The 26,674-nt window shown below is 46.3% G+C and carries 23 protein-coding genes; 4 read left to right on the forward strand and 19 right to left on the reverse strand.

Translation table 11 applies throughout. The features are described from left to right. Nucleotide 1: 1 nt before the first annotated feature. From hisG to hprK, 7 genes are all read right to left on the reverse strand, one after another. Nucleotides 2–616, reverse strand: a complete 615-nt coding sequence (hisG, locus tag D2910_RS12855; RefSeq protein ID WP_084242545.1) for an ATP phosphoribosyltransferase — start codon at nt 614–616, stop codon at nt 2–4. Continuing rightward, on the reverse strand, nt 609–1,772 hold the full coding sequence (locus D2910_RS12860; RefSeq protein WP_117313749.1) for an ATP phosphoribosyltransferase regulatory subunit: 1,164 nt from the start codon (nt 1,770–1,772) through the stop codon (nt 609–611). The genes hisG and D2910_RS12860 overlap by 8 nt, the downstream gene beginning before the upstream one ends. 489 nt (nt 1,773–2,261) lie before the next feature. Then, entirely contained in the window at nt 2,262–2,783 is a 522-nt protein-coding gene (locus tag D2910_RS12865) for an acyltransferase (protein WP_084242547.1), read from the reverse strand. Then, a complete protein-coding gene (gene ppaX / locus D2910_RS12870) occupies nt 2,780–3,433 on the reverse strand; it encodes a pyrophosphatase PpaX (protein ID WP_117313750.1) in 654 nt (217 codons plus the stop codon). The genes D2910_RS12865 and ppaX overlap by 4 nt, the downstream gene beginning before the upstream one ends. Next, a complete protein-coding gene (locus tag D2910_RS12875; RefSeq protein WP_084242549.1) occupies nt 3,430–4,365 on the reverse strand; it encodes a nucleoside recognition domain-containing protein in 936 nt (311 codons plus the stop codon). Before D2910_RS12875 ends, ppaX begins: the two co-directional genes overlap by 4 nt. 42 nt (nt 4,366–4,407) lie before the next feature. Continuing rightward, on the reverse strand, nt 4,408–5,271 hold the full coding sequence (gene lgt / locus D2910_RS12880) for a prolipoprotein diacylglyceryl transferase (RefSeq protein WP_117313751.1): 864 nt from the start codon (nt 5,269–5,271) through the stop codon (nt 4,408–4,410). Nucleotides 5,272–5,292: 21 nt separating this feature from the next. After that, complete coding sequence (gene hprK / locus D2910_RS12885) at nt 5,293–6,219, reverse strand: HPr(Ser) kinase/phosphatase (protein ID WP_084242551.1); 927 nt, start codon at nt 6,217–6,219, stop codon at nt 5,293–5,295. Between the two features lie 214 nt (nt 6,220–6,433). Here hprK and D2910_RS12890 point away from each other — a divergent pair, with 214 nt between their 5' ends. Next, entirely contained in the window at nt 6,434–6,868 is a 435-nt protein-coding gene (locus tag D2910_RS12890) for a DUF1801 domain-containing protein (RefSeq protein ID WP_101803280.1), read from the forward strand. Between the two features lie 138 nt (nt 6,869–7,006). Continuing rightward, on the forward strand, nt 7,007–7,621 hold the full coding sequence (locus D2910_RS12895; RefSeq protein WP_084242553.1) for a YIP1 family protein: 615 nt from the start codon (nt 7,007–7,009) through the stop codon (nt 7,619–7,621). A 61-nt stretch (nt 7,622–7,682) separates the two neighbouring features. Here the strand turns inward: D2910_RS12895 and D2910_RS12900 are convergent, their stop codons facing one another. The 4 genes from D2910_RS12900 to D2910_RS12915 all read right to left on the reverse strand — a co-directional run bounded on the left by D2910_RS12900 (nt 7,683) and on the right by D2910_RS12915 (nt 14,176). Next, nucleotides 7,683–8,849, reverse strand: a complete 1,167-nt coding sequence (locus D2910_RS12900; protein ID WP_084242554.1) for a DUF4097 family beta strand repeat-containing protein — start codon at nt 8,847–8,849, stop codon at nt 7,683–7,685. A 75-nt stretch (nt 8,850–8,924) separates the two neighbouring features. Beyond that, nucleotides 8,925–11,807 carry an excinuclease ABC subunit UvrA gene (gene uvrA / locus D2910_RS12905; RefSeq protein ID WP_084242625.1) on the reverse strand — a complete coding sequence of 961 codons (2,883 nt, stop codon included), beginning with the start codon at nt 11,805–11,807 and terminating at the stop codon, nt 8,925–8,927. 5 nt (nt 11,808–11,812) lie between these two features. Continuing rightward, a complete protein-coding gene (uvrB, locus tag D2910_RS12910) occupies nt 11,813–13,795 on the reverse strand; it encodes an excinuclease ABC subunit UvrB (protein ID WP_084242555.1) in 1,983 nt (660 codons plus the stop codon). A gap of 141 nt (nt 13,796–13,936) precedes the next feature. Beyond that, nucleotides 13,937–14,176, reverse strand: a complete 240-nt coding sequence (locus D2910_RS12915; RefSeq protein ID WP_084242556.1) for an IDEAL domain-containing protein — start codon at nt 14,174–14,176, stop codon at nt 13,937–13,939. A gap of 178 nt (nt 14,177–14,354) precedes the next feature. Here D2910_RS12915 and D2910_RS12920 point away from each other — a divergent pair, with 178 nt between their 5' ends. Further along, nucleotides 14,355–14,906, forward strand: a complete 552-nt coding sequence (locus D2910_RS12920) for a competence protein ComK (RefSeq protein ID WP_084242557.1) — start codon at nt 14,355–14,357, stop codon at nt 14,904–14,906. Here D2910_RS12920 and D2910_RS12925 read toward each other — a convergent pair. Together D2910_RS12925 and D2910_RS12930 are read right to left on the reverse strand one after the other, a co-directional pair. Continuing rightward, complete coding sequence (locus tag D2910_RS12925; protein ID WP_117313752.1) at nt 14,903–15,268, reverse strand: YhjD family protein; 366 nt, start codon at nt 15,266–15,268, stop codon at nt 14,903–14,905. The two genes, D2910_RS12920 and D2910_RS12925, sit on opposite strands and share 4 nt — an antisense overlap. 167 nt (nt 15,269–15,435) lie before the next feature. Next, nucleotides 15,436–17,052: an ABC1 kinase family protein gene (locus tag D2910_RS12930; RefSeq protein ID WP_117313753.1), complete on the reverse strand. Its 1,617-nt coding sequence runs from the start codon at nt 17,050–17,052 to the stop codon at nt 15,436–15,438. A gap of 102 nt (nt 17,053–17,154) precedes the next feature. Here D2910_RS12930 and D2910_RS12935 point away from each other — a divergent pair, with 102 nt between their 5' ends. Beyond that, nucleotides 17,155–17,931: an enoyl-CoA hydratase-related protein gene (locus D2910_RS12935; protein WP_117313754.1), complete on the forward strand. Its 777-nt coding sequence runs from the start codon at nt 17,155–17,157 to the stop codon at nt 17,929–17,931. A gap of 486 nt (nt 17,932–18,417) precedes the next feature. On the opposite strand, the gene D2910_RS12940 is transcribed toward D2910_RS12935, so the two are convergent. The 6 genes from D2910_RS12940 to D2910_RS12965 form a co-directional block, all read right to left on the reverse strand. Further along, nucleotides 18,418–20,394 (reverse strand): S9 family peptidase, encoded by a 1,977-nt coding sequence (locus D2910_RS12940; RefSeq protein WP_117313755.1) that lies wholly within the window; start codon nt 20,392–20,394, stop codon nt 18,418–18,420. A gap of 163 nt (nt 20,395–20,557) precedes the next feature. Then, nucleotides 20,558–22,114: a fatty acid--CoA ligase family protein gene (locus tag D2910_RS12945; protein ID WP_117313756.1), complete on the reverse strand. Its 1,557-nt coding sequence runs from the start codon at nt 22,112–22,114 to the stop codon at nt 20,558–20,560. 100 nt (nt 22,115–22,214) lie between these two features. Next, entirely contained in the window at nt 22,215–24,152 is a 1,938-nt protein-coding gene (locus D2910_RS12950; protein ID WP_117313757.1) for an ABC transporter permease, read from the reverse strand. Next, on the reverse strand, nt 24,124–24,897 hold the full coding sequence (locus tag D2910_RS12955; RefSeq protein WP_084242564.1) for an ABC transporter ATP-binding protein: 774 nt from the start codon (nt 24,895–24,897) through the stop codon (nt 24,124–24,126). The genes D2910_RS12950 and D2910_RS12955 overlap by 29 nt, the downstream gene beginning before the upstream one ends. 10 nt (nt 24,898–24,907) lie before the next feature. Then, nucleotides 24,908–25,903, reverse strand: coding sequence for a sensor histidine kinase (locus D2910_RS12960; protein ID WP_117313758.1), 996 nt, complete (start codon nt 25,901–25,903; stop codon nt 24,908–24,910). After that, nucleotides 25,903–26,607: a response regulator transcription factor gene (locus D2910_RS12965; protein WP_084242566.1), complete on the reverse strand. Its 705-nt coding sequence runs from the start codon at nt 26,605–26,607 to the stop codon at nt 25,903–25,905. Before D2910_RS12965 ends, D2910_RS12960 begins: the two co-directional genes overlap by 1 nt. Nucleotides 26,608–26,674: the final 67 nt, after the last annotated feature.

A 26,674-nucleotide genomic window follows, 5' to 3' on the forward strand; every position in this document is an offset into this window, starting at 1 on the left:
CCTACTTTCTTAAACGCTCCACGATTTCATCGATCCTCTTCTGTTTCAGCCTGTAGCTGACCGGGTTCGCAATAAGCCGTGAAGTGATGTCTGTAATTTTATCGTATTCAACCAATCCATTTTCTTTCAGGGTTTTGCCTGTCGAAACAATATCGACAATCCGTTCCGCCAAACCGATCATAGGTGCCAGCTCGATCGAACCATTCAGCTCGATGATTTCAACCTGCTCCCCCCGGCTGCGGAAAAATTGAGAAGCGATATCCGGATATTTCGTGGCAATACGCGGAGTCATCTCATCCATTTTCGTATCCGGCAAACCGGCAGTCGCAATATAGCAGCGGCTGATTTCGAGATCCAGCAGCTCATGTACATCACGCGCCTGCTCAAGAAGCACATCTTTGCCGGCAATTCCGATATCGGCGACGCCATGCTCCACATAAACAGGCACATCCATCGGTTTCGACAAAATAAACCGGAACCCTTCATTTGGCGCTTCCACTATCAATTTCCGGGAGTCGTCCAATTCCTCCGGCAAATCAAATCCCGCCTTAACAAGCAGTTCATAAGCTTCCTCAAAAATGCGGCCTTTCGGCATCGCAATCGTCAATTTATCCATTTTCTTCACCGTCCATTCGAATCACTTTTGAGAACAGTGAACTGAACTCTTCCTGGGCTTTTACAGCTGAAGCGAATTGAAGTGTCACTCTTTCGCCCGCTTTTCTTAATTTGTTTGCTTCGATATGCGCATTCTCTTCATTTTCTTCATTAAATAAAATCAGGGTTTGCTCCGTATTTTCCTGTTCAGCCGGCATTGCTTCCAGTAACCGATCGACACGCAGGCCAAAGCCGGTAGCCCCGACATGCAATCCGAATTGCTTCATCAAGCCGTCATAACGGCCGCCGTTCCCCAGCGGAAATCCGCTGCCTTCTCCGTAGATTTCAAAAACCATGCCTGTGTAATACGTCATATGGCTCGTAAATGAAAGGTCATAAGTGACGAAATCCGCCAAACCATTGCGATCCAGCAAGGTTTTCAATTTACGCATGTCTTCATAAAGCGACTGCTGAACCGTGTCTGTTTGATCAATCCACTGCTCCCAGTCTTCGAGACGCGTCGTATTCATGATCAATTTAAGCGAATTTTTCGCAGCCGTATCATCGACCAGGTTGTCGACCATATTTTCGTAGGCCACCTTGTTTTTTGCCACCATTTCAGCGCGCAGCTTTTCAGCGAGCGCGTCATCAAGTCCGTAGCCCCGTAATACTTGCTGAAGCAATTGTGTGTGGCCAATGACGATGCGTCCTGATCCGACATTCAGGCCGCGAAGGATTTCTGTCGCCAGTAAAATGACTTCCGCATCTGCGTACAGTGATTCATCACCAATCAGCTCGACACCCATCTGCTCGAACTCCGCTGGGCGTCCGCCTTCCCTCAATTGGGCGCGGAACACGTTTGAATAATAGCCGAGCCGCACAGGCATCTTCTCTTTTAATAATTTGGATGCGGCTACGCGTGCAATCGGTGATGTCATATCCGGCCGCAGCACTAGTGTCTGCCCTTGATTATCCAGCAATTTGAATAATTGATTGTCAGCGATTGCCGAAATCTTGCCGATTGTTTCGTAGTATTCCAAACTCGGCGTCTGCAGCATCTCATAGCCGAATTGCTCCATTATCTTTATACCCACTTTGCTGAGCTTAGACTTCCTTTTTACGATTGAGGGAAAATCATCACGCATGCCCAGCGGTTTTTCGAACATTTGGATTGTCATAAATTCACTTCCTATTTATGGATATTTTACTTTAGTTCGCTAATGTAATAAAGTAATTATTATTTTATCGTATATTATGGTTGAAGGTCAAGAATAAGGCAAAAAAATCCCGGAAGCTACTGCTCCTAGGATTTTTGGCTTGTTGAAAAAATAAAGTGAAAACCGATATTGCTCAAAACAGCTGCGCTTTCCTGGGGGCTCGAGCTGAGCTAACTCGTGCTCGTTCCACTTCGCCCGAGTGGATCTCAGCACTTCACTCGATAGGGAGTTGGAAAGCCAACTCCGTTTCTATTCCCCTGGGAGTCTTCGCTGTTTTGTTCCATATCTCAAATTGCTTTCTTAATAAGAGAAACATTTAACTTCAATATCCGTTTAATAAAGTAAGCACTTAAATTCTACACTTATCCAAAATGAAGCGGAAAGCGTCCACCTATAGCGTAATGTTTAAAGAGTTCGTCGTTTTCTCGAAAATTTAAAAAATCCCAAGAGCTACTGCTCCCGGGATTTTTCCTCGCGTTCTGCCATCTGTTCAGCTGTGTAAATGATCTGCATCGGATTGCCTCCGACAAACGCTCCGGCCGGCACATCCTTGTGCACAAGTGTAGCGGCGGAAACAATTGCTCCATCGCCTATCGTTATACCTGGCAGAATCGTGCTGTTTGCACCGATCATGACGCGGTCGCCGATAACAACATCACCCAGACGGTATTCTTCGATCAGATATTCGTGCGCCAAGATGGTTGTGTTATATCCGATGACTGAGTTTTTTCCAACAGAAATATGTTCAGGAAACATGACATCAAGCATAACCATTAACGCAAATGAAGACTGTTCTCCTACTTTCATGCCGAGAAAATTTTTGTACAACCAGTTTTTCATTGGCAGAAACGGTGTATAACGAGCCGTTTGAATCACAACGAAATTTTTAGCGACTTTCCAGAATGGAACAGTTTTATACACATGCCAAAGTGAATTCGGACCCGTCACAAAATGGCGTTCGGTCCTTCTCATGCCGTTTCCTCTTTCACCAGTTCCAGAAGGTCGCTGATGTGCTGCAGCATATAATCCGGTTTGAACGTCGCAAGGAAATCCTCGCCTTTAGCCGACCAGGCAACTCCCGCTGTCCGGACTCCCGCATTTTTGCCGCCTTCTATATCGTGGGAATTATCTCCGATCATCAGGGATTCGGCCGCACTTGAAGACAATTCCTTCAATGCTTTCAAAATCGGCTCTGGATGCGGTTTCGGATTTTCTACGTCATCCAGGCTGATAACTGTATCGAATAGTTTCGATACCCCCATGAGCCGAAGTCCATGAAGGATAGTATCCCTTTTCTTGGTGGAAACTATCGCCATTTTCAATCCTCTGTTCTTCAGGAGATACAGGGTTTCTTCCACTCCGTCGTAGACTGAAACCATTTCATCGTGAAGCGCAAGATTCAACTCGCGGTATTCTTTGATCAGCTCCTCTGTTCTTAAAGGGGCAATCGTTTCAAATGTCTGTTTCAGAGACGGTCCGATGAACTGGAGAATATCTTCTCTTTCATAGCTGTTTGGAAAATGCTTCTCCAGTACCGTTGAAAATGTATGGATGATCAATTCATTTGTATTCAATAATGTTCCATCGAAATCAAATAATAAAGTCGTTATATTTTTCGTCATGCAGAAAACACTTCCTTTCGGTTTTCTTCAGCTTTGCGCCAGAGATACGATACAAAGATCGTCAAAGCAAGCGCGGTAACAACGCGTATCGCGAGCAACGGCCAAATCGGAATGCCCAGCGGGATGAAAATCAGCGTATCCTCTACAATCGCATGGCAGGCAACCAAAAAGATAAAGGCCAGCGTCGCATCTTTTTTACTGACTCCATCTTCCTGAACCGCCTGGATCATGACGCCCGCTCCCATCGCCAAGCCGAAAATCAAGCCGGACGCCAATGTCAGTGAAGCGTTCTTCTGAACGCCGAGCAGCCTTGTGAGCGGTCCCATCATATCTGAAATCCTGTTAAGGTATTTTGTATCTTTTAAGATTTGAATTGCCAGCATCAATGGTATTACAATAATCGCCAATTGAAGAACTCCGAATCCGGCTTTCTCCAACCCTAATAAGAAAATAGCTAACCATCCTTCAGGCGCTGCCACTGCTTCAGGAGTAAAACCGTATTGAGCGATTTCAGCGCCGCCAGGCCAAGCCAGATTGATGATGATACCGGAAAGCGCCGCCAGCCCGAAACGGACCACAAGCACTACCCACAGCTTAACACCAACCTTCAAAGCCACCCCGGTTTCGATGAACATATTATGGGAAAAGGACAGCATGACCGCAAGTATAAATACTTCCTTCACTGTCAGTTCAAGCGACAGAATACCAGCAATCCCCGCATACAGATTTAACGCATTCCCTAAAACCAACGGGATCGCCGCGTCGCCGCTTAATCCGAATATGCTCATGAACGGCGCTACCAGATTGACGATAAAGGGCAAAACGGGTGTAAATTGGAGCATTGTCACCAAGAGTGTTATCGGAAAAATGATTTTCCCCAATGCCCATGTTGTTTTCAAACCTGCCATCAGGCCATTTTTCAAAGTCGACATTCGCTTATCTCTTCTTTCTATTCGGCAAATTGATATGAGTCTTTATTTCTTTTTCGGCTTCTTATTTGATTTCTTTTTGGGTTCTGCCGGTTCGTCCAGATATCTTGGCGGATTTTTAATCGTTACCCGTCGGTAGATAATCAGCACGACCGCGATGATGATTGCCAGTATAGAGACCAGCTGCGCTGTTCTTAAACCTTCTATCCCGAATACATAAAGGCTGTCTGTCCGCATTCCTTCGATGAAGTAACGGCCGACAGAATACCATATCATATAGAAGAAAAACATTTCCCCGCGGACAAGATTGACCCGGCGCAACAACAGTAAAATGATGATACCGACAAAGCTCCATAATGATTCATACAGGAATGTCGGGTGATAATAAGCTCCATCTATGTACATGTGATTGATGATCCAATCCGGTATAAAGAGGTTCTCTAGAAACGCCCTTGAAACTTCTCCGCCGTGCGCTTCCTGGTTGATGAAATTCCCCCATCGGCCAATTGCCTGTCCAATCAAAATGCTTGGTGCCAGAATATCCGCGACTTTCAAGAACGGCGTATTGCGTTTTTTCGTAAAAATATAGGCAACGATGACCGACATGATCAAAGCACCGTGAATCGCCAGCCCACCGTTCCAAATCGCTATAATCTCTCCGGGATTGTCTTTATAATTATCCCATTCAAATATTACATAATAGATTCTCGCGCCGACAATCGCCAAAGGCACTGCCCAGATCAGCAGATCCGTCAGAAATTCCGGATGCATTCCGCGTTTGACCATTTCACGCTGTCCTACTAAAAACGCTATCACAATGCCGGTGGCGATGATTACACCATACCAATGAACATCGATCGGCCCTAAGCTGAAAGCAACCGGATCAATCGATCCTAAAACTGAAAACATGTCCCGCACCTACCCATTCCTTTAATTTGTATCCATCGAAATTACATCGTCCAGGCGTTTTGAAAATTCTTCGGCTGCATTGACGCCCATCCGTTTCAGACGATAGTTCATCGCAGCAACTTCGATTATAACCGACAAGTTCCGCCCTGGACGTACAGGAATAGTAAGTTTGGTCAAATCCGTATCGATGATGCGCATTTTTTCTTCTTCCAATCCCAATCGATCATACGTTTTTTCCGCATCCCAGAGTTCCAGGTCAATCACCAGTGAAATTCGTTTGAATGTACGGACGGCGCTTGCACCGAATAAAGTCATGATATCAATGATGCCGACTCCCCGTATTTCCAGCAGGTGCTCGATCAGTTTCGGCGGATGTCCAACAAGCGTGTTCTCGCCTTCCTGGTGAATTTCGACACAATCGTCAGCTACCAGGCGGTGTCCTTTTTTAACAAGTTCCAGCGCAGTTTCACTTTTACCGACTCCGCTTTTGCCTGTGATCAATACGCCTACACCGTAAATATCCACCAGCACTCCGTGGACTGCGGTTGTTGGAGCCAATTGGCTTTCCAGATAATTCGTCAGCAAACTTGAAAATCTTGTCGTCGACATTTTCGTGCTCATGACCGGCACATGCCGCTTCGACGATGCGTCGATCAGTTCCTGTGGTACTTTCTCATCATGGGAAACGATAATCGCCGGCGTGTCATCCGTACATAATTTCATCATGCGGTCTTTTCGGTCAGCAGCATCCAGCATCGCAAAGAACGATAATTCGGTCTTCCCAAGCAACTGCACCCGATTTGCCGGATAATGAGTGAAATACCCGGCCATTTCAAGTCCCGGCCGTGAGATGTCACTGATCGGTATATGGCGGCCAATTCCTTCTTCGCCGCTGATCAAATTCAAATCGAATGTTTCCATTACCTGTTTCGTTGTTACCTGGCCCATCTTTTCCCCTCATTCCTTCTCTGCGGGAATCCCTGTACTTTACAGGGTCCCTTTGTTTTCAAGCATTAATGATATTATTTTAACATGGAAATATTGAAATTAAAGCAAACGCTCCCCTTTTCCCGTTCTTTCGATTATACACAGGCCAAATCTGTTAAACTATAAAAAAACAGAATCTTTAATTCTTCCAATACAAATGAAAAGAGGGATGGTTGTGTACGAGCAAAAAACAAAAGAAACGGATGCAGATGTTCTCGAATTTATTGAAAGTGTCGACAGTCCCAAAAAACGTGAAGACGCATACCGGCTGCTTGAGATATTTGAACAAACTTCAGGTTATGAAGCGAAAATGTGGGGAGACAGCATTATCGGTTTCGGTTCCTACCATTATAGATATGCAACCGGTCATGAAGGTGATGCACCATTGGTCGGGTTTTCTCCCCGCAAAGCGAAAATCAGCCTTTACTTCGCAACAGGTGACGAGGACCGCCAAGCGCTATTGGACGATTTCGGCAAACATACTTCGGGCAAGGCTTGCGTTTATATCAACAAAGTCGATGACATCGACGTGGATGTGCTGAACAAATTGATCACCCGCTCCATCCATTTTTTACAGGACCTATATCCGCAAAATCTTGAAAACCGGTGAGCAGCTGTTCTGCCCACCGGTTTTCTCTTATTATTTTCTTCTGCAGCTCCTATTTTCCTAGGATACCGTATGGTACAATTTTACATATAGAACTTGATTGCTTCAGGTGATCAAGAACAGACCAAGGGGGAAACAGACATGAAATTGAATCCTTTATTAACAATCTGGACACAGCCAAAAGAAACTGTCCGGCAGCTTATCGAAGAAAATAAAATCGGCTTGTCGGTGCTGCTTGTCATGATTGCAGGAATCGGAGGAGTCATTACCGCTTTGCAGGATTCCGGCTGGTTTCTTGACCTGTCTCCCATATTATTGATAATCGGGATATTGATTACCGGCCTCTTAAGCGGTTTACTGAATTTAGGAATCAGCACTCTTCTATATACCGGTATTGGTAAATTATATGGTGGCCACGGGAAACTGCGGGATATGGCGATTGCCATAGGTCCCATGATGATTCCACAAGTATTTGTCGTGCCCGTCCTGGTCATTTTCGCACTTTATTACGGTGAAAGGTTTTTCATGGTGCCAGAAGCTTTCGGTATAACTTCCATATCTCTCGGAGCTTACTTATTCCTGACGCTGCTCACAGCGACAGCTTCCATATGGTCAATCGTCATTTCTTCCAAAGCGATTGGAGTGGTTCATGGCTTTTCGAGCTGGCGCGGTTTTGGTGTCCTTATGACACTGCTCGGCATTGTCATTCTGGTCACATTGATCATTGTGGTCACTGTCATCATGTTCATGTTTTGACCTTCTTTAACGAATTGAACAGAAAAAAGCGGATGCCCTGGAGGCATCCGCTTTATTTATTTTATTCGACTGTCAGATAACGAACCAAGACAGACCCGGTTTTTGTTTCACCGTAAACGAGCATTGGTGCCGCTGTTGCTGCTCCGTCTTCTTTGGAGAAGCGGACCGTTTTCTGCATGAACTGCCCTTGCTCGTGGGTATGGTCGACGTCTGATAGGAGCACATCCATTTTCCCAAGATTCGAGGATACTTGCCCTTTCAGCGGCAGATGGGAAGGAATATACAGTTCCACATTGCCGGCCAGGGTTTTGGCTTCCACTTTCCGCGCTTCTTTGCAGCGGGAAGTGACTACGACATTGCCGTTAAGCGACTTCGTTTCAATCGTTTGAATATCGCCATCCACGTAGATCCGGCCGTTCAAGGTTTCCGTTTCAAGCACTTTCCCTTTTACGTCCTGAACTTGGATCGCGCCATTCGCAGTCTCAAGTTCGGCATCATCAAATTCACCGTTCTTCAGTTCGATTTTGCCGTTCGCCGTTTTCACTTTCAATAAAGACGCATCTATGCGCTTCATTGAAAATCCACCGTTGAACAGACGGACAGTAATCTGATTGAATTGCTTCGCTGGCACATAAAGAACAACGTTGACTTGGGTCGTTTTCAACTCGCTGATAATCCGCAGCTTATTGTCATCCGCTATAAATACAAATTTATCCTGGAAATCACGTTTTGCCTGCTCCTCGGATTCTGCCCGATATGCTTTTACGCTGCATTCGGCGCGCAGCATACCATCTTGGGAAGGATAGATTTCCAGCTGGCCATTTGCGATATCCGCAATCACCGTGCTGACTTCCGTTCCTTCTTCTGCAAAGGTTTCATTGAATTGATAAGCTTCGCCGAAAGGTGAATCGAATTCCATCGTTTTCAATTTGCCGACGGAAGTCTGCATGAACTGCATCATCCGGTCGCCGATTTGATTGATATCATTTGAGACATTTTTCGAAAAATCCTTCGAAAAATCTTTAGAGAATTTCTTGACCATATCTTCAGGACGGAAGAATCCGCGCTTTCCGCGTTTTTCCCGGCGGCCATAATCTTCCCTGCCGTAAGAGGACTCTCTGCCTGAAGATCCTCCGCCGTCGATCGCTTTCAACAGCTCGACAGCTTCACGTGCCGAAATCGTGCCATTTTCAACCATATCCAATATGCGTTCTTTTTCACTTTGCATGTAATGTGGCCTCCTCATCGTTCGTTTATAAAAATTATATTCTTATCATTGATACGTTCGGTGCCTGAAAAGGTTTCATTTTGCCACTTTTTTCCGGCGGCTTGCTTTATTCATTTTTTCTTCCATTCGAGCCCGATCGCGTTCCAGGATCGGTTTCAAATACTTGCCGGTGTATGAATTTTCAACTTCGGCGATTTCTTCCGGCGTTCCTGTGGCCAGGATCGTGCCGCCTTTGTCGCCGCCTTCCGGTCCGAGATCGATTAGATAATCCGCTGTTTTGATGACATCCAAATTGTGCTCGATCGTCAGGACAGTATCCCCATTATCAACCAATTTCTGCAGCACTTTCAGCAAGCGGGATATATCATCCGCATGCAATCCCGTTGTCGGCTCATCGAGAATATAGAAAGATTTGCCGTTTGACCGTTTGTGGAGCTCTGAAGCCAATTTCACACGCTGAGCTTCACCACCGGATAAGGTCGTAGCCGGTTGGCCCATCGTAACATAGCCAAGGCCCACATCAACAATCGTTTTAAGCTTGCGGTTGATTTTCGGGACATTTTCGAAAAATGAATATGCATCCTCGACTGTCATCGCCAATACATCCGCGATGCTTTTATCTTTGTACTTCACTTCCAGAGTTTCCCTGTTGTAACGCTTGCCGTGGCACACTTCACATGGCACGTAAACGTCAGGCAGGAAGTGCATTTCTATTTTTATAATACCATCTCCGCGGCAAGCTTCACAGCGACCACCCTTGACATTGAAGCTGAATCGGCCTTTTTGGTAACCGCGAACTTTCGCTTCATTCGTTTTTGCATAGACATCGCGAATATCATCGAAAACCCCTGTATAGGTCGCAGGATTCGATCGGGGCGTGCGTCCGATCGGCGACTGGTCAATATCGATGACTTTCTCCAGCTGCTCGTATCCTTTTACCGATTCGGTTTTGCCGGGTTTGATTTTCGCTTTGTTCAGTTTACTCGCCAAAGTTTTATAGAGGATTTCGTTTACCAGCGTACTTTTACCGGAACCGGATACGCCGGTGACGGCTGTAAATACGCCAATCGGTATATCGACATCCACTTTTTTGAGATTGTTTTCACTTGCGCCTCGTATGGAAATGGAACGTCCGTCCGGCTCTCTGCGTTCTGCAGGAAGCGGAATGAATTTTTTGCCGCTCAAATATTGCCCGGTAAGCGACTTTCTGTTTTTCATCACTTTTTCCGGAGTTCCTGCGGCGATGATTTCTCCTCCGTGCACCCCTGCACCCGGACCGATATCAATCAGATAATCCGCAGCAAGCATCGTGTCTTCATCATGCTCTACTACGATCAGCGTATTACCGATATCCCGCATATTTTTCAGCGTATTGATCAACCTGTCGTTATCACGCTGATGCAGCCCGATTGATGGTTCATCCAATATATAGAGGACACCCGACAAACGTGAACCGATTTGTGTCGCCAGGCGGATGCGCTGCGCTTCCCCGCCGGACATGGTTCCGGAAGCACGGTTCAACGTCAGATAATCGAGGCCGACATTGATCAGGAAGCCGAGCCGCTCTTTAATTTCCCGCAGAATCAATAAAGAAATCTGCATATCTTTTTCCGAAAGCTCCAGATTTTTGAAGAAATCATCCGCTTCAACAATCGAGAATTCCGAAACTTTCCCAATATGCAGGCCATTTACTTTCACAGCCAGCGATTCCGGCTTCAGGCGATAGCCCGTGCACGCAGGACAAGGCTGCTCAGCCATATATCTTTCCATTTGTTCGCGCGTGTAATCCGACGAAGTTTCCCGGTAGCGGCGGTCCACATTCGATAGGACGCCTTCAAAATTGATATGGTTGTCCCGGATTTGCCCATAATCATTTTCATAACGGAAACGGATTTTTTCACTTCCCGAACCGCGCAGAACCAAATTCATGTGCTCTTCCGGAAGTTCGCTAACAGGCACATCCATATCGATTTTATAATGCTTGCACAACGCTTTCAGTAATTGCGGATAATACTGGGAACTGGTCGGTTTCCAAGGAGCAATGGCATGATCATTCAACGACAGGCTCCAATCCGGTACCACAAGGTCCGGATCAACTTCCAATTTATGGCCGAGTCCATCACATTCCGGACAGGCTCCAAACGGCGAGTTGAATGAAAACATACGGGGTTCCAACTCCCCGATAGAGAATCCGCAAATCGGACAGGCATGATGTTCACTGAACAGCAGTTCCTCCTGTTCCATAACGTCCACCAGCACACGCCCGTCACTCAGGCGCAAAGCGGATTCAAGCGAATCACTGAGGCGCGGTGCGATGCCTTCCTTCATGACGATGCGGTCTATTACCACTTCAATAGAATGTTTCTTGTTTTTATCAAGTTCAATATTATCGTCGAGGTCGAATAATTCGCCGTTGACTCTTACACGGACATAACCCTGTTTTTTGATGTCTTCGAACAATTTGGCGTGCGTCCCTTTTCTGCCTGAAACAAGCGGAGCCAGGATCTGCATTTTGGTTCGTTCCGGATAGACAACCAGACGGTCCACCATTTGCTCGATGGTCTGCGAAGAAATTTCAATGCCGTGGTTCGGGCATATCGCTTTGCCGACGCGGGCATACATCAAGCGCATATAGTCGTAGATTTCCGTAACGGTTGCCACCGTTGAACGTGGGTTTTTGCTTGTCGTTTTCTGATCTATTGAAATTGCCGGCGACAAACCTTCGATCAAATCCACATCAGGCTTATCCATCTGTCCCAGAAACTGACGTGCATAAGAAGACAGCGACTCCACATAGCGACGCTGTCCTTCCGCATAGATTGTATCAAAGGCAAGTGAAGATTTCCCTGATCCCGATAAACCTGTCATAACGACCAATTTATCGCGAGGGATGGTTATATCAACGTTTTTCAGGTTATGCGCACGCGCACCCTGTATCTTTATCTCTTGATTTCTCAATCCGATCACCCTTCCGCTTTCAGTTCAAGCACAGTATCGCGCAGCTCGGCCGCCCGTTCGAAATCGAGCGCTTTTGCCGCTTCTTTCATTTCTGTTTCCAATAAAGCGATCAGCTTCAGGCGGTCTTCCTTGTTGAGCTTTTTGCCTGAAGTCGCTTTTGATACATATTCCTCCGCTTCTTCCGAAGCCACTGTTGCCCGGATAACATCGCGGATTTTCTTTTGTATGGTAATCGGCGTGATGCCGTGTTCTTCATTATATGCCGCCTGTATCGTACGCCGGCGCGTTGTTTCATCTATCGCTTTTTGCATTGAATCCGTTATTTTATCAGCGTACATGATAACCTGGCCATTTGCATTCCGCGCGGCTCGGCCCATCGTCTGGATGAGTGACCGCTCGGAACGCAGGAATCCTTCTTTATCCGCGTCCAAAATCGTCACAAGAGAGACTTCCGGAATATCAAGTCCTTCACGCAGCAAGTTGATCCCGACCAATACATCGTAGACACCCATCCGCAATTCGCGGATGATTTCAATGCGTTCCAGTGTTTTGATCTCGGAGTGCAGATAGTTCACTTTGACTCCAGCTTCTTTTAAATAGGCCGTCAAATCTTCTGACATTTTCTTTGTCAATGTCGTGATAAGCACACGCTCATCCCGTTCTGAGCGCTGCCGGATTTCATCCATCAGGTCATCGATCTGCCCTTCGATCGGACGGATTTCGATGGTTGGATCCAGCAGACCAGTCGGCCGGATGATCTGCTCGACCATTTCCGGTGTATGTTCCAGTTCATATGGACCCGGCGTTGCCGAAACAAATACCGCTTGGTCGATATGCTCCTCGAACTCGGTGAAAGTCAGCGGACGATTGTCCATTGCTGAAGGCAGACGGAAACCATGGTCAACCAGCACTTTCTTTCTGGCCTGGTCACCATTGAACATTCCGCGAACCTGAGGCAGCGTGACGTGGCTTTCATCGACCACCAATAGGAAGTCATCCGGGAAATAATCGATCAATGTATATGGCTGCGCGCCTGGAGGACGCAAAGTCAGATGACGGGAATAGTTTTCGATCCCTGAACAGAAGCCCATTTCACGCATCATTTCCAGATCATAGCGAGTCCGTTGCTCAAGCCGCTGTGCTTCCAGTAATTTATCTTCAGCTCTCATTTCTTTCAGGCGTTCTTCCAATTCCGCTTCGATGTTTTCAATGGCTTTAACCATCTTCTCTTCACGCGTAACAAAGTGGGACGCCGGAAAAATCGCGACATGTTCCCGTTCACCGATTATTTCACCAGTCAATGCGTCCACTTCCCGGATGCGGTCGATTTCGTCTCCGAAAAATTCGACACGCAAACACCTTTCATCTCTCGAAGCCGGGAAGATTTCAACAACGTCTCCGCGTACACGGAATGTCCCGCGTATGAAGTTAATGTCATTTCGTTCATATTGAACATCGACAAGTTTGCGCAAAAGCTGGTTTCGTTCAATTTCCATCCCTTTGCGCAGCGATACCACAAGTTCCCGGTATTCTTTCGGGGAACCTAAACCGTAGATGCAAGACACCGAAGCGATAACGATTACATCATCCCGTTCAAAAAGCGAAGATGTCGCCGAGTGGCGAAGCTTATCGATTTCGTCGTTGATGCTCGCGTCTTTCTCTATATAAGTATCCGACTGCGGCACATATGCCTCCGGCTGATAATAATCGTAGTAGCTGACAAAGTACTCAACCGCATTGTCCGGAAAAAATTCTTTGAACTCGCTGTACAATTGTCCTGCCAATGTTTTATTATGAGCCATTACCAGAGTCGGTTTCTTCACTTGCTGGATAACGTTTGACATTGTATAGGTCTTACCTGTACCAGTGGCACCGAGCAAGGTCTGGAACCGTTTGCCATTATAGATTCCCTTAGTCAATTCAGCAATCGCTTGCGGCTGATCGCCGGCAGGTTCGTATGGTGCTTGCAAATTGAATTCCTGTTTCATGTATATAGTCCTCCCGTTTTTCAATACCTCTATTTTATCATATGCCCTAAAATTCCCCTAACAAAAAGCGAACGTATGTTTTTTCAATGATTATATTGAGGCAAAAAAAAAGAACCGCTCCTGGGAGCGGTTCTTTTTCAATCAGGATTCATCACATTTTAAAGCCTGCAATTGCTGGCTGTATCGATTGAATGCATTGCGGTCGTTAGTGTCCAGGGCTTCATCTATAAGATTCATGAGTTGTTCTTCCTGCTGTGAGCGGTGCACATGCTTTAGGAAAAGATCGAGATAAATCTCGTTCAGCAATTTTTCCGCTTCAGAAATTTTCTTTGTTTGAGCCATCGCCTTCATGAAATCAGCATAAGAATAATAGTTTTCCATTCTACCTCACCCCGAATGCTTTTCATTAGTATACATGATAAATAAAAAAAGAACAATAATTATTTTGAAAATTCCAACGATAATTAAAAGGGCCTATGTTCAAAAATTAAAAAGATTGTATATTTTCCAATTATTATTATAATAGGTAGAGTACAGTAAATTTTGGGGGTGTTTTAGCATGGGCCGAAAGATTTATAATCCCTTTTCCTACACAGTCTGCAATAATACATACGCGCTGCTTCCACATGTGGAAGGTTCACGCCTGGTGACTCGGGTACTTGAAGACCGCAGTGAATTTCTGATTGAACAAACTGCATACAAGACTATTACAGGTTCCTGCTCTTTTTACCGCGGCTCCCTTGAAAGTGCTACCCTATACGCCCAAAAGGCTGTAGGAGTAAAGCACAAACCGCCCATCATCATCGGCGAATATTATGGCAATCCCTTAATATTCTTCCCTACCCATTCACCGAAGAATAAAGAGTCTGTCTGGTTCAATTATGATGCCATCGACTTAATCGAAAGCGATGAGCGCGGCGGCAGCGTAGTCTATCTTGGAAATGGGCAATCCGTCTGTTTGGACGTTTCACCCGTCGCCCTTCGCAACCAGCATTCGTTTGCCGGATCTTTGAGGCGCTATTTTAAAAAAGCGCAGAATCAGCATAAACAGCAGCTGACCTACATAACCAAACGGCCGATGCCTATCCGGCCAAGGCATCCTTCTGATTAAACTTTCATTTCCGCCATTGATAAATAGATGCGTATCAATTCTTCCACCCGGTTGCGCAAGCGCAGATTCAGGTAACGCCGATGATCCTCATATCCGCCATGATAAAATACATATTCGGTGAAAGTATCATCGCCTGTGCCGCGCATCACTTTCATCTGGCGCTCCCGCATATGTATTTTGGTTTCTTTCAATTCCTTCTGCACCTGGCTGATGGCCCCTTCCACCAATTCCAGGTAGGGACGTTTAAGTTTAAAAGAGCCATTTTCAAATATGCTCCTGTCACGTTCCAGTACAGACAATACCATGGGCAGATAAATCAAGTTTTCGAAATGGATGATTTCTTCCTGCGGAATCAAAGGCATATCTTCACCACCTTTACGAATTAGCCTTGATGTGCAGACCACTTGCCATGTGGCTTTGACGATAGACACATAAACAGAACAGGTGTTCTTATTAATAATTGTACTCCCTATTTCCGAAATTGCAATATGCTAAAAATAATAAACCTCCGCGCAGGATGCGCGGAGGTTTATTTTATGGAACGATAGACAATCAATGACGCCACGAAGGCTGCGGAAGAAACCCATAAATACGGTTCGTGCGAAAACCAAACGGAGATGGAAATTCCGGTGAAAGACAAAATACTGAAAATGCCGGCGAACATCCGGCTCTGAAGATCTCTCCGATATTCCCGCATACGTCCATCGCGGTTTTCAAGATAATTGCGCATCCGTTCCGGTTCCTCGAGATAATTGATGACTTTTTGCGGGAACACACGGAGTGGACCGGTCGAATTCAGCACCCAACGCAACACATCGCCTCTTCCGAATACTTTCTCCCCTTCTTTTTGTGACGATGCCCATTCCAATATACGCGGCCGTGCCAATGCCATCAAATCCACTTTCGGATTCAGCACATGCAGGACGCCGACAAAGATTGAAACGGCCCGGCCAAAAAAGGCGAATTCAGAAGGAAGCTGGACAGGCTGGGTACGTACAATTGATTGCAGATCTTTCATCAGCCTTTCGACTACAAAGCTATCCATCGCCATCAGCTCATTCGACTCATAGGCTGTAACCAGACGCGCTATTGCATCTTTCAGCACTTCGCGGTCGGCATGCGGCAAAAGGAAGCGGAGTTCTTCCAGTCCATTTAAAACCTGATCATAATTTTTGAAGATGATGCCTTCCGCTATGCGAAGGACCGACTGCGAGTCGGATTTCCGGATAACACCGGTCATGCCGAAATCAATCAGCACTATCGTGCCGTCTCTTTTTAAGAGAATATTTCCTCCATGCGGATCGGCGTGGAATTGCCCGCCGTAAAGAACCTGTTCCAGGAAGAGGATGAACAACCGCTCCGAGATTTCAAAACGATCCAGGTTATTTTTTTCGATAAAAGCAAGATCGGTGATCCGGGCGCCTTCGATCCAATCCATGACCAGCACATGGCGAGTGGATAAATCATCAAAATAACGTGGAAACTCGATGCCGTCCATTTCATCAAAACGTTCAGCAAAGCTTCGGCCATTCTGTAATTCCTGCTGGAAGTTCAATTCAGCACCGATGGTCTCTGTCATTTCTAAGTATAATTTCGTGAAATCGACTTGTTTCGTAAAGCCGGTAAACCTTCTTGCCATCCATATTACGATGCGCACCGCCTGAAAATCCGCGCGTAAGATGCGGCCAGTACCCGGCCGTTGCACTTTAATCGCTACTTCGGTACCGTCTTTCAGTATTCCCTTGTACACTTCCCCAATTGATGCTGAAGCGATTGCTTCATCAGAAAGATGTGTCAAATAGGTGGTATGCGGAGTATTCCATTCCCGTTCGAGGACAGCGACGATTTTTTCCCTGTCCACGGAGGGTACACGGTCTGTCAGGCCCTCCAATTCAGCCAGGAAACTTGGCGGCATGATATCTGCCCGGGTCGACAAGAACTGTCCAAGCTTGATCATCAGTCCACCGAGTTGGAGAGCGAGAATCTTATACTCCTTGGCCATTCCGGTAACCAGCTTGGTCCACTTTTCTTCAACCAGCGGATTCCAATTGCCGCGGTGGCGCTTCTGGAAGAACGTTGCCCGCATAAAGAATTTTACAGCCATAAAAACGATTCGATAAACACGTATAAAGGTAATCTGATTCATAAGCGGGGTCCCTCCTTGAGTTCATTATAGGGACTGATGGCGGAATAGTCCAAAAAGTGGTATGTTTTTATATGGATGGCAATCAGAAAAAGGGGGATGGAAATGGAATCAATCCATTACGAACAAAAAGGGAATCTGGCTTTCATCACATTGAACCGCCCGGATGCGATGAACGCTTTTAATTATGACATGCTGACGGAACTCGGCCAGGTGGTCGAAGCAATCCGCATCAATCCAGACATCCGTGTCGTGGTCTTTACCGGTGCCGGTGAAAAGGCATTCAGTGTCGGCGCTGATTTGAAAGAACGGAAAACATTGACGGATCAGCACGTAAAACGGAATATTTATAAAATCGGTGAAGTTTTTTCCACCATTGAAAATCTTCCGCAGCCTACTATCGCCATGATTAACGGCTTTGCATTCGGCGGCGGCATGGAATTGGCGCTGGCGTGTGATTTCCGTATTGCCGCTGAAAACACACTGCTTGGCCTGACTGAAACGAGTCTCGCTATTATTCCAGGGGCAGGTGGAACGCAGCGCTTGCCAAGGCTGATCGGTGAATCGAAAGCGATAGAACTGATATTGACCGCTCGACGGCTGAAACCGGCTGAAGCGCTCGATTATGGACTTGTTACACGGGTTGCGCCACTTGAAGAGCTCGCAAAAGTAACCGGTGAATTTGCCGATTCGATGCTGGCAAATGGACCGATTGCGCTGCAGCAAGCAAAATTCGCCATTAAAAACGGGATGAATGCAGACCTGCAAACGGGACTTCACATCGAAAGAAAAGCGTACGAATTGACGATTCCAACAGAAGACCGCGTCGAAGCATTGCTAGCTTTCGGTGAAAAGCGCAAACCTGTGTTTAAAGGGAAATAAAAATACTTAGGTAATCAATAAAAGCCATCCGTCAACCGGATGGCTTTTTACGCATTCTATTGTGAAACGGTCAGCTTCTGTTAATCATTACGCTCTAGGTGGACGCTTTCCGCGGGGAGCGGCCTGAGCCTCCTCATCGCTAACGCTCTTGCGGGGTCTCAGGACTCGCTCTGTTTCCCGCAGGAGTCGCCACCTGCCGCTTCATTCTCGAATCATCTAAAATTGAAGTCCCTGCTTTTTAAAGAGATATTGCAATTAACTGTTTCTCTATATAGAAAACGTTTAGAGATATGGAGCAAAACAGCGAAGACGCCTTGGGGGGCAGAACTGGAGTTGGCTTTCCAACTCCAGTTCGAGCAAAGTGCTGAGATCCACTCGGGTGAAGTGCAACGAGACCGAGTTAGCTCAGCGCGAGCCCCCGGCAAGCGAAGCTGTTTTGCGGAATATCGATTATTAAAAACTATTAGTTAAACTTATATAGTTTTATTATAAGTACTTTTCCATCCAGCCTGCAATCTGTTCCAGACGGGCAAAGCGCAAGTTCGGCTTGCCTGTGCGGGACAGGTTGTGGTCAGCCTCAGGGAAACGGACGAATTCCGTTTCTTTCCCCATGCTCTTGAGAGTGATATATAATTGCTCCGCTTGTTCAATCGGGCAGCGGTAATCATTTTCAGAATGCAAAATCAATAATGGCGTTTCCACGTTTTTCGCGTATTTCAGAGGAGAATGCTGCCACAGCTTATCAACGTCTGTCATATCTGCCTGCATCTGCCATTCCGAGAAATAATAGCCGATGTCCGACACGCCAAAGAATGAAATCCAGTTGGAAATGGAACGCTGTGTTACAGCTGCCTTGAAACGGTTGTCATGCCCGACAATCCAGTTGGTCATGAAGCCGCCGTAACTGCCGCCTGTAACCCCGAGACGATCTGAGTCGATCCAGTCGTTGGCTTCAATTGCACCGTCGAGTGATTTCATAATATCCTCGTAATCACCACCGCCGTAATCACCGCGCACAGCATCGACAAATTCCTGGCTGTAGCCGTGGCTGCCGCGTGGGTTGACGTATAATACTCCGAATCCGCGGGCTGCGAGCAATTGCATTTCGTGGAAGAATGAGTTGGCATACATCGCATGCGGACCGCCGTGGATGTTAACCACCAAAGGATATTTCTTCCCTTTCTTGAATCCGTGAGGCTTCATCAGCCAACCGTGGACAGCCCAGTCCTTGGCGCCTTTGGCAATGATCAATTCCGGCGCCACCAATTCTGTTTCATCCAAATAGGCTTTATTGAAATGAGTCAGTGCTTTCCGTTCGCCTGTCGCAATCGTCAACAGATAAAGTTCGCCCGGTTCAACAGGGTTTGAAATTGTCGCAAGCGCGAACTCGCCGCTGCTCGCAATATCGTAACCGTAGACATGTTCCATATCAGGTGAAGCCGGATAAACTGCGCCGTCAAGCGAGGCGAAATACAAGCGGACGTCGCCCATGGTCGACACCTGGAAATAAAGATGATCGTCCTTTGTCCAAACGACGCCAGGTGCGTTTGCGCTTTGCTGATGATCCGCCACAACGTAATCACCGACCGGAACATCCATGCCTTCCGTCAGGCAGATGGAAGTGTTCGATGCAAGAGTGTGCACGTAAAGTTCAGTATGGGTCGCATTCTGAAATTGGCGTGTACTGCCGATATAAGCGATATATGTGTCGTCATGTGAAAATACGGCATCACCGAAATAGCCTTCTTCATCAACTAGCGCTGTTTCTTTTTTACTCTCTACATCGTAGATGAAAAGAGGCTGGCGGAACACAAAATCCAGATTCTCTTCACGGGTCACCCCGTAAACAAGCTTGCTTCCGTCATGCGAAACAGCTTCCAAACCATGGTGATGCGACCCATCCGTTACTTGTTCCACTTCTTTCGTTTCAATGTCGATGGTACCAATCTGCCGATGAAATTCTTTCGGCAATAACCCCATGCCATCCATTTTGTATTTCATTTTATCCACGACGTAAGGTTCCGGTTGTTTCTTTTCTTCTTTTTCTTCCTTGTCGGTAAAAGACTTGCCTTCCTTCACCATTGCGTCGAACCAGATTTTTTTATTACATGGCGACCAGCGGAAGCTGTTTACGCCTTTTTCAAAATCGGTCAGCCCGCGCGCTTCCCCGCCTTTTGCGGACATGATATATAATTGGTTCTTCTCTGTGCGGTCAGACAAGAACGCCACAGCTTTACCATCTTCCGACCATTGAGGAGAAGAAACACGCTGCTTGCCGTGTGTCCATTGCGTCAATTCCCCATTCGCAATATCAATGTGCCACAGATTTGTTATATATGTATTTTCTTCTTCATCGATATGTGTCTTAACGAATACCGCTTCTGTGCCGTCCGGCGAAATATGCGGATCTGCCACGGATATCAATTTCGTTAAATCTTTCACTTCCACTGCTTTTTTAGCCACATTGTTTCCTCCTCAAAACTATTTCGATTCTCGCAATACTTACTCTTTCACTATAATGAAAAGTGTCAGTACTTTCAATGTATTTCGAAATTAATGAATCACATCTTTTTTGACGGGAAAACAAAAACCCCCAGCATTTAACGCTGGGGGCTCATCATTCTGTTCATTGCTGTTTCAATGCCTGATCTTTCAAAGAACGCCGCAGGATCTTGCCTGTTGTGTTTTTCGGCAGTTCGTCCAGGATTTCAAAGTTCTTAGGCACCTTATATTTCGCTAAATGTTCCGAGCAATATTTATGCAGCTCGCCTGTCGTATGAACCGGATCTTTCAATACGACATAGGCATTGATCGATTCACCGAAGTCTGCATCCGGCAAGCCGACAACGGCAGCTTCCGATACTCCTGGATGCGCAAACAGCACTTCTTCGACTTCGCGCGGATAAACATTATAACCGCCAACGATGATCATATCTTTTTTGCGGTCTACAATGAAGAAATAACCTTCTTCATCGACTGTAGCCAAGTCCCCTGTATACAGCCATCCGTCTTTGATGGCCGCATTCGTTTCTTCGGGCATTTTATAGTAGCCTTTCATGACATTCGGTCCACGGACGATCAATTCGCCTACTTCACCGACCGCCACTTCTTCTCCGAGCTCATTGACGACTTTGTTCTCGACATTGACAATCGATGTTCCAATTGAACCGGCTTTGCGTTCACGGTCAATCGGGTTGAAACATGTGACAGGTGAAGCTTCAGACAGACCATAGCCTTCTGAAATCCGCACATTGAATTTATCCTCGAAATTATGAAGCAAGGCAACCGGAAGCGCCGAACCGCCCGAGATGGCCATGCGGATGCTTTCAAAATCAGATGGCTGAGCCTCCGGGAATTGATACATGAAATTGTACATGGTTGGTACACCCGCAAATACTGTCGCTTTTGTCGATTTAATCGCATCAAAGACATCTTTCGGGTTAAAGCGCGGTACAAGAATGATTGTAGCTCCCTGAATCAGCGGAGCATTAACGACAACCGTCAATGCGAATACATGGAATACCGGCAGCGTAGCAATAACACGGTCAGCTGATGAAATCTTCAAGTATTCACCTACATCACGGGCATTGGAATAGAGGTTGCCATGTGTCAGCATTGCGCCTTTCGGTTTCCCCGTTGTTCCGGATGTATATAAGATCACCGCCGTGTCATCGACTTCAACTTCCACAGGCAATGTAACTGACGAGGCATTGAACAGCAAACTGCTGAATGCATGAACTTTTCCTTTGACAGCATCAGGCAATTGTTTCATCTTATCCGCTGTTGATGGGTCTGTTTCACAAATGATATAGGATTTTACTGCGGGCAGCGCCATGTGCGCTTTTTCAACCAACGGCAACAGAGCATCCAGGGCGATGACAACATTCGCATCACTGTTATTCACTATGTAAGCGATTTCATCCGGGGTATAAATCGGATTGATCGGCACAGCAGTAGCTCCAAGACGCATAGTCGCATACAAGGAAATCAGGAAATGAGGTGTATTGCTCAAAAGAAAGGCAACATGATCCCCTTTTTTAACTCCCAATGATTCAAGTGCATTTGCAAATTTTCCGACTGTCTGTTCAAATTCCCCATAAGAAGTGTCTTTACCCATAAAGTGGTAAGCTGCTTTTGATGGATTTTGCCCTGCTATTTCGTGCACACGTTTAACCAAGTTCATCTTTGCATCCCTCTTTCATATTGAATGAATACTCATTCATAATCGTCGCTTTCTTCATTATAAAATAAATCTTCAGACAATACAACAGACACCGTGAAAATCACGATGCCTGCAAATGTGTTATATAACGCCAGCGTATCAAATAAAAATAAAGCAATTGGACAATTGTGAAGCCTGCCAGTACAATGGCCATCTCGCCCAGGATGGAAAGTTCCGCAAATTCATCCCACACAACCTGCAGTGAAATAAAAGCGAAACTGCTGTGCAGCAGCGCAATTGTCCATGGCAGGAAGAATTGCGGCACTAATTGGCGGTTGACGACTTTAAGCAATTCCTTTTCCGTCATGCCAAGACGCACCAGAAGAGCATATTGTTTCCGGTCCCTCTCCAGGCCAGTGTAAAGCTTAAAATAGATAAAGCTTCCGGCAGCCAACAGGAACACCAGCGCAACCATGACCCCGATAAACAACATCAGCGCAAATGAAGATTTGAACCATCGGTAGTCTTCACCAGGGTTTTCAAAATAATAGGAAATCTGATTGAAATCCCCACTATCGAATGCTGCAGCCATCTGTTCTGACAGCGAAGTGCCGATGCCGAGGGTAGCAGTCCAATCCGGGACGTGGAAGGCATAATAGCTGAAGGAAGATTGATCTTCAGTAAAACCAAGCAGCGGTTCATCGATTTCATCAAAATCCCTGTCATTGACGATGATGCTGTTGGCATTCAAAGTATGGTTGGGAAACAGGATATGCGGATAGGCTGAAGCGATTTCAAGCGGTACTCCACTCTCGAGCAGCACAGTCTCAGTCATTGTTTCATTTAACGCCGCAAGGGACTCCTGCGAATAAGGCACGAAGACCCCTTCACCTTCTGCCGGACTGACTGGCTCATGGCCGAGTGTCGAAGCAAGGCGGTTGAACTCGGACGCTTTCAGGATATCGACTTCATTGCCGCTCGCAGCGGATGTCTGCCTTTTAATCGTCAATTGGGCTACATCGTATGCCAACCCCTTTTGCTCCAGCTGATTCTCCAGCAATGAAATATGTTCATCTTCTTCCGCATTGTCTTCAAAAGAAATATAAATCAGGCTTAAGGGATTCGATTCCCTAAAATCCCCGGTATAGGAAGTAAACGATGCCAGCGTCCCCACTGTCAAAAAGGCTATTGTCGATACGATGGTTACGATGAAGAACATCTGAGCGCTGTCTTTCAATTTGACGGATGCATCCGCAATCGAAACAAGTCGCGTCTTATGCCAGAAAACGGATTTATTTCTTTTATACAGATTGAGGAAGGCGTGGATTGAGTGTGTAAAGAAAAGGTATGTCCCAATCGTCGCGAGCGGCGGAATGATAAATGCCATGATATAGACGGTATCGTCTTCCACTAAAGCCGCGAGTGTATAGGCAATCACCAAAAAGATGACGCCGGCTGCCGACAGGACGAAAGAACTCTTCCCCACTTCATCGGCACGCCAATAACCCTGCAATAAATTCAGGACACGCTTCGTCCTGATAAAACCCACACTGATAAATGAAATGATGATGAACAGGCTGGCGAAGGCGCCAATCGTCAACAGGAATGGTTCCCAGCTGAGATACAGCGGAAGCGATTCAAGTTCCATGATTTCACGGCCGATCATAAAGAAGAATTTCGAAAAAGCAAAACCGAAAGCGATGCCCGATGCTGTAGAAATACTGCCAAGAATCATCATTTCGAAAAAGATCATTTTGCTCAACTGCCGTTTGGTCATCCCAAGATGCACCAATACCCCGAACTCCTTCGAACGCGCCTGTAAAAATGCGCTCATCGAATAGAACAGGAAAAAGAGCGTAAAGATATAAAGGACGACTTCCGCAATCAGCATTCCGCGGACCGCCATCGTTCCCAGCCCGTCCTCTTCGAACAATGGATGGAAGATGAACATCGAGTAAACAAAGAACACCATTACAGAAACGACACTGGCAAGAAAAAAAGCCGCGTAGCTCCTTAAATTGCGCAGCACATTACGGTAAGCGAGCTGCCGAAAGGTCATTCACATTGCCTCCCAACAAAGACAGTACATTTAAGATGCGCTGATAAAAAGTCTGGCGCCGTTCATCACTGTAGATTTCATTGAAAAATTCACCATCTTTTATAAACAGCACCCGGTTGCAATAGCTGGCCGCAATCGGATCATGTGTCACCATGATGATTGTCGCGCCTTCCTCTTTATTAATGCCTGACAGCAGCTCCAACACTTCACGGGAAGTTTTGGAATCCAGATTGCCGGTGGGTTCATCCGCCAGGATCAAATCCGGCTGATGAATCAGCGCGCGCCCGATTGCGGTGCGCTGGGCTTCACCACCCGAGATCTCATTCGGCCTCTTATGGAGGATCGGCTTCAGGCTGAGCCGGTCTGCGATGCCCATGACTCTCTTCGCCATTTTATCCAGCGGAACATAATCGAGCGTCAAGGGCAGCACCAGATTCTCTTCGACCGTCAGCATCTGTAAAAGGTTGAAATCCTGAAAAACGAAACCCAATTTTCTTCTGCGGAACAGCGCCAGATCATTTTTGCCCAGTTCATGGGGATTGACGCCGTCAATCAGAATATTTCCCGACGTAAGGTCGTCGATTGTTGAGATCAGATTCAGCAAAGTGGTCTTGCCGCTGCCCGACGGTCCCATGATTGCAAGGAACTCCCCTTTTTCCACTTCAAACCCCAATTGATTTATAGCGCGATGCGTGACTTTACCTTCATAGACTTTAGTGACGTCGTCAATTTTTACTAACGGCATTTTTATCCTCCTAAGAAACGGTGTCCTGATTTGAAAACAGGATGGATATTGTTGTACCTTGACCAACTGCGGATTCGATCGTCAGTTCATGGCCAAGCCTCTCGCATACTTCCTTCGCGATATAAAGTCCCATTCCAGTGGATTCGGCTGTTTTCCTGCCATTTTCACCTGTAAAGAAAGCTTTTGTCACTCTGGCTAAATCGGTGGATGGTATGCCGATTCCTTCATCGCTGATAGAAAGGTTCATGTGGCTATTGTGGCAGGAAGCAGTAATATAAACTTTTTTATCCTTTTCGAATGTATATTTGACAGCGTTTGTAATAAGCTGGCCCAGCACGAACTTCATCCACTTGCGATCAGTGGCGGCGACGAAATTTTCATCGACCTCAATAACCGGATAGACTTGTTTGGAAATGAATAAGCGTTTGTTTTCAGTAATGATTTCCCTGGCCAAAGATTGGAGATTCACTTTTTCAATCTGCATATCCTGTTCAAATGTATCTAACCGGGCATTCATCAGCACCGTATCCAGACTGGCTTTGAGACGCTCAATTTCTTCGGATACACTGTTTTTATCCAGTTCATCAGGATTTTGCAGCAACAGCTGGATAACCGAAATCGGGGTTTTCATCTGATGCACCCATTGGTTCATGAATTGAAGATGCCTTGACTGGGCAGCATACAGCGCCTGTACTTCGTTTTGATAAACTTTATATAACTTATGCAGGTATAGATCGTTTTGGATCTGTTCGGGCGACCTGCCTTCTTTTTGGAGCATATGCTCCATCGAAACCGGCGTTTCACTGATTTTCCGGTAATAGCGATAACGCTTGATATAGCGGGCGCCAAGGAACGCGCTAGTCAACAGGATGCTGATGACAAATGAATATATGGCTGTATCCATGTTCCGAAAGCCGTCCAGCCAATAAAGGATCATGATAAAAGCGACCAGCACTGCCTGAAACACCATAAAAGCTGCATGTTCTTTGAGGAAGAGGCGCAGCATTAAAGTTCCCCCTCATCGATCAACAGGCGATAACCCGCCCCCCGGACAGTTTCAATGGCGGATTGAACATTATAATCCGCCAGTTTCTTGCGCACGCGGGTCATATTCACATTAAGGGTATTCTCATCCACAAAGGCCTGATCATCCCAAAGTTCTTCCAATAATTGTTCCCTTGAAACCACTTTCGGATAATGCGCGAGCAACAGGCCAAGCACCACTGCCTCTTTCTTTTGCAACGGAATCACTTCGTTTTTCACGTGCAGTTCCATCCGTTCCATATATAAAGTGAGACGGCCTGCTTTCACCGTTCTCTCTTCCTGCTTCAAAGCATATTCACCGAAAGCCCTGCGAAGATGGCTTCTTATTTTTGCAAGGACGATTTCATAATGGAAAGGTTTCGTAATGAAATCATCCCCTCCATTTTCCAAAGCGAAAATCTGGTCCATTTCACCGGAGCGTGCAGAGATGAAAATGATGGGGCACGTGGTTGTCAAACGAAGCTGCCTGCACCAGTAATAGCCGTCATAGGAGGGAAGATTGATATCCAGCAGAATCAGGTGAGGATCGAAGGCTTCGGCCTCTTCCAGAATTCGGTCGAAATCTTTGGCGGTTTCCACTTCATAATGATATTTACGGAGTGTTTCCGCCAGCATCTCAGCAATTTTCAAATCATCTTCCACGATAAATATTCGCTGCGTCAACATAACGATCCCCCTTTCCTTTTTCTTTCCATTCTAACAAAAGAGCCTGCTTAAAAGCAGGCTCTTCATT

This window comes from Planomicrobium okeanokoites (genome assembly GCF_003428875.1).
Lineage (GTDB): Bacteria > Bacillota > Bacilli > Bacillales_A > Planococcaceae > Planococcus > Planococcus okeanokoites.